We start from the raw sequence: 4274 nt of genomic DNA, 5'->3' as shown, positions 1-4274 counted from the left end.
GAACACATAGCTGCGTGGCATGCGGATGCCGTCTTCCAGCAGCAGCACGCGGTTGCCGTCCAGCCCACGGATGTTGAAGCCCGCATTGCCGTCGCGCCCGGTGTTGCCCGAGGCCAGGGTGAACCGGGCCGGGGCACGCTTCACCGACACATTGGGCAGGTCTTTGGCCAGGTCGCGGATGTCGTGGATTTGTTGGCTCTCCAGCTCTTGCGGGCCAATCACGTCGATGCGCATGGGCAGCTCATCGGGGTCTTGCGCGCTGCGCGAGCCGCTAACCACCACCTCGCGCAGGCTGGTGGCCGCTGTCACCTGGACATCTTGGGCTTGCGCCGACAAGGCTGCGCCAAACGACAGGCCCATCAGCCAGACGAGTTCGCGCAGAACAAAGGGAGAAGAAACAACACGGGAAGAAGAAGCAAAAGCCACAGTGGAACCTGACAACAGTTGAAAAAGGTCAACGGCTGGCTGGTGGCGGGCGCAAGCGGCTGGTTTTGAGCGTTGCGCGGGCCGGGTTGGCTAGCGGGGATAGGCTGCGACTATATGCGAATAATTCTCATTTGTCAAAAATCAAGCCTACACCAGGCCAGCCAATGGCTACTAAAACTATGGTGTAAATACAAATTTACTATCGAACAACACTATTTAATAGCCTATCATTGGTGCCGGTAGCCAATGCATACCGCATCTAGCCATTCATGTTTTATAGGAAACCACCATGTCCCTGATCAATACCCAAGTCCAGCCTTTCAAGACCGAAGCCTTCCACAACGGCAAGTTCGTGACCGTGAGCGACGAGACCCTGAAGGGCAAGTGGAACGTGCTGATTTTTATGCCTGCCGCTTTCACCTTCAACTGCCCTACCGAAATCGAAGACGCTGCCGACAACTACGCTGAATTCCAAAAGATGGGTGCCGAGGTCTACATCATCACCACCGACACGCATTTCTCGCACAAGGTGTGGCACGAAACCTCGCCCGCCGTTGGCAAGGCCAAGTTCCCACTGGTGGGCGACCCTACCCACACCCTGACCAACGCTTTCGGCGTGCACATCCCTGAAGAAGGCCTGGCACTGCGCGGCACCTTCATCATCAACCCCGAGTTGGTGATCAAGACGGCCGAAATCCACTCCAACGAAATCGCCCGCGACGTGAAAGAAACCGTGCGCAAGCTGAAGGCTGCCCAGTACACCGCCGCCCACCCCGGTGAAGTCTGCCCTGCCAAGTGGAACGAAGGCGCTGCAACGCTGACCCCATCGCTCGACCTGGTCGGCAAGATCTAAATCTGTAGATACAAACCCGCCGCTGACTCACGAGGCCGGTGGCGGGTCAAGAAGTTAAACGAATAGGAAAACACCATGTTGGACGACAGCCTGAAGGCACAATTGAAGAGCTACCTGGAACGGGTCACAAAGCCGTTCGAGATCGTGGCATCGCTGGACGACAGCAAGGGCGCTACCGAAATGCGCGGCCTGCTGGAGGACATCATTGCGTTGTCCGACAAAATTACCCTGAAGACCGATGGCAACGATGCGCGCAAGCCGTCGTTCAGCCTGAACCGCCTCGGCAGCGATATGAGCCTGCGTTTCGCAGCCGTCCCCATGGGCCATGAATTCACCTCGTTGGTGCTGGCCCTGCTGTGGACGGGCGGCCACCCGCCCAAGGTGGAGGCCAGCGTGATCGACAGCATCAAGGCGCTGGATGGCGAGTTCAATTTCGAGGTCTACATGTCCTTGACTTGCCACAACTGCCCAGACGTGGTGCAGGCATTGACGCTGATGTCGGTGCTCAATCCCAAGGTCAAAACCGTCATCGTGGATGGTGGCTTGTACCAAGACGAGGTCAATGCCCGCGAGATCATGGCGGTACCCAGCATCTACCTGAACGGCAGCCATTTCGGCTCGGGCCGCATGACCGCCGAAGAAATCGTCACCAAGCTGGACACTGGCGCTGCCGACAAGGATGCGGCCAAGCTTTCAGCCAAAGAAGCCTATGACGTGCTGGTGGTGGGCGGTGGCCCCGCAGGCGCGGCTGCAGCGGTGTACGCTGCCCGCAAGGGTATTCGTACCGGCATCGCAGCCGAGCGCTTTGGTGGCCAGGTGAACGACACGCTGGCCATCGAGAATTTCATTTCCGTACTGGAAACCGATGGCCCCAAGTTCGCCATGGGCCTGGAGGCGCATGTGAAGGCCTACGGCGTGGACGTGATGAACCTGCAGCGCGGCGACAAGCTGATCCCGGCCTCTGTGCCCGGCGGCCTGGTCGAGGTGCAACTGGCCAACGGTGGCTCGCTGAAGTCCAAGACCGTGATCGTGACCACCGGTGCGCGCTGGCGCAACGTCAACGTGCCCGGCGAACAAGAATACAAAAACAAGGGCGTGGCCTATTGCCCGCACTGCGATGGCCCGCTGTTCAAGGGCAAGCGCGTGGCGGTGATCGGTGGCGGCAACTCGGGCGTCGAGGCCGCTATCGACCTGGCTGGGCTGGTGGCGCATGTGACCTTGATTGAGTTTGGCGACGCGCTGCGTGCCGATTCCGTGCTGGTTAAGAAGCTGCACAGCCTGCCCAATGTGACGGTCCATCTGTCGGCGCAAACCACCGAGTTGACTGGCGACGGCAATAAATTGAACGGCTTGACCTACACCGACCGCACCAGCGGCCAAAGCCACCACGTAGAGCTAGAAGGTTGCTTCGTGCAGATCGGCCTGGTGCCCAACACCGAATGGCTCAAGGGCACGATCGAACTGAGCAAGCACGGTGAAATCATCGTCGACACCCGGGGCCAAACCTCGGTGCCAGGCGTGTTCGCCGCCGGTGATGCAACGACCGTACCCTTCAAGCAAATCATCATCGCGGCAGGCGACGGTGCCAAGGCCGCGCTGGGTGCCTTCGACCACCTGATCCGCTCGACGGTCTAAAGCGCACCGCTCCATACCCATCAACCGGCATCTTTAGACGAGCGTCTTCCCCAGAACAGCGCGGAACTGGCTCCGCCAGGCCGCTGCTGTTGCCCCCTGCAAGGGGGTTGGCGAAAGATGCGAAGCACTGCAGACTGGGGGTGTGCCAACTAGTACGGTAGTTGGAACCCGTTGCGACCGGCGTTGATGCGCGTTACGGTGGGTTGGCCGTCCCGCTCCTGTGCCGAGAGCGATACGCTGGCCCCGGCCACCAGCAGGCTGCGGTCGCCGGGGCGGAAGGTGACGATAGGCGCGTCGGTTGGCACCACGATGGCGCGCGCACCGTCCTTGTACTTCAGCTGCAGCGTACGGCCGGTGGGTGAGGCCAGCACATCGGCCACCGTGGCGTTGGTCATGGTGCTTTGCGGCTGCAGGTCAAACGGGCGGTGGCCCTCGCCTACACCGCGGGCGGATTCGGGAAACACCGTGACCGCAATTGCGCGCTCGGTGCCATCGGCCTGTGGCAGGGCAGCGGTGCCGATAAAGCTGCCCGGCTGGATGTCTGCCAGCGCGATCGGATACACCTCGGACACCACCAGATTCGCAGGCAAGGCCAGCGCCACCACCTCACCGCCACGGACCTGCACGGTCAAAGTGCTGGCCGTCACGCTTTGCACCGTGCCGCGCAGCCGCAAGGTGGGCGATGCCGCCTGGGCCATACACACGTTGGCCACCAAACACAGGGCCAAAGCCGCAGTGCGGCGTGTCATCAAATACATGGGAAATCGCTTCGGTAGAGTGGAGCGGTCAGTCTACCGGCGCGGTGTAAAGCCGCTCAATTAAAGGGCTTCTCGCTGCTCCATGAGCCGCTGCAAAGTACCCTGCAGCACCCGCGCATCGCTGCTGGCGCGGTGGCGCTGCAAACCCAGTTCGCCCGCCACCTGCTGCTTCACGTCGTGCCAACGTGCGGCCTCGTCCTCGCTCAGCAAAGAGCGCAGGTTTTCCAGTTTGAAGTACGGGCTCAGGCCCACTGCCTCGAACAAGGCGCCGATCCAGGTGAAATCATTGGCCCAGCCATCGGAATACACCGTTTGGCCACGCAAATGGGTGTTGAGCAAATGGGCCACATCCAGCGCCGAGCGGCCGACTTTTTCGGTCAGTTCGCGGCTGATACGGTGCAGCTTTTCCGCCTCGGGGTCCCAATGCACCCAGTCGGGCTCGGGCCGGATCAAAGAGCAAAAGGTTTTGCCGTCTGGCAAGATGCATCCCACTTCGATCGGGTAGCTCTGCCGACCAAAACCCGATGCCTCGATATCCAATACAGCGGGAACATGGGTGGTAACAAGCATGCGGCCCACTTTACATGGCGAAGCGCCCACTT

Annotated in this window: 5 protein-coding genes; 2 read left to right on the top strand and 3 right to left on the bottom strand. The window is 60.7% G+C overall.

Going from position 1 to position 4274, the window contains the following annotated elements:
- On the bottom strand, positions 1 to 360 hold a 360-nt coding region (locus ABI213_RS07340), incomplete at its 3' end, for a TonB-dependent receptor plug domain-containing protein (RefSeq protein WP_348026568.1).
- Between the two features lie 355 nt (positions 361 to 715).
- Here ABI213_RS07340 and ahpC point away from each other — a divergent pair.
- The gene (gene ahpC, locus ABI213_RS07335; protein ID WP_348014770.1) at positions 716 to 1279 is read left to right on the top strand and encodes an alkyl hydroperoxide reductase subunit C; all 564 of its coding nucleotides are present in this window, start codon (positions 716 to 718) and stop codon (positions 1277 to 1279) included.
- 75 nt (positions 1280 to 1354) lie between these two features.
- Positions 1355 to 2914: an alkyl hydroperoxide reductase subunit F gene (gene ahpF, locus ABI213_RS07330; protein ID WP_348014771.1), complete on the top strand. Its 1560-nt coding sequence runs from the start codon at positions 1355 to 1357 to the stop codon at positions 2912 to 2914.
- 149 nt (positions 2915 to 3063) lie between these two features.
- On the opposite strand, the gene ABI213_RS07325 is transcribed toward ahpF, so the two are convergent.
- Both ABI213_RS07325 and ABI213_RS07320 read right to left on the bottom strand, forming a co-directional pair.
- Positions 3064 to 3672, bottom strand: a complete 609-nt coding sequence (locus ABI213_RS07325; protein WP_348026566.1) for a hypothetical protein — start codon at positions 3670 to 3672, stop codon at positions 3064 to 3066.
- Positions 3673 to 3732: 60 nt separating this feature from the next.
- Positions 3733 to 4242, bottom strand: a complete 510-nt coding sequence (locus ABI213_RS07320; RefSeq protein ID WP_348014773.1) for a hypothetical protein — start codon at positions 4240 to 4242, stop codon at positions 3733 to 3735.
- Between the last annotated feature and the right edge of the window lie 32 nt (positions 4243 to 4274).

Origin of the sequence: Rhodoferax sp., from assembly GCF_039922535.1 — a bacterium.
Lineage (GTDB): Bacteria > Pseudomonadota > Gammaproteobacteria > Burkholderiales > Burkholderiaceae_C > Rhodoferax_B.
Note: the sequence above shows the minus strand (reverse complement) of the source record. Positions and strands in the feature narration are given on the sequence as shown.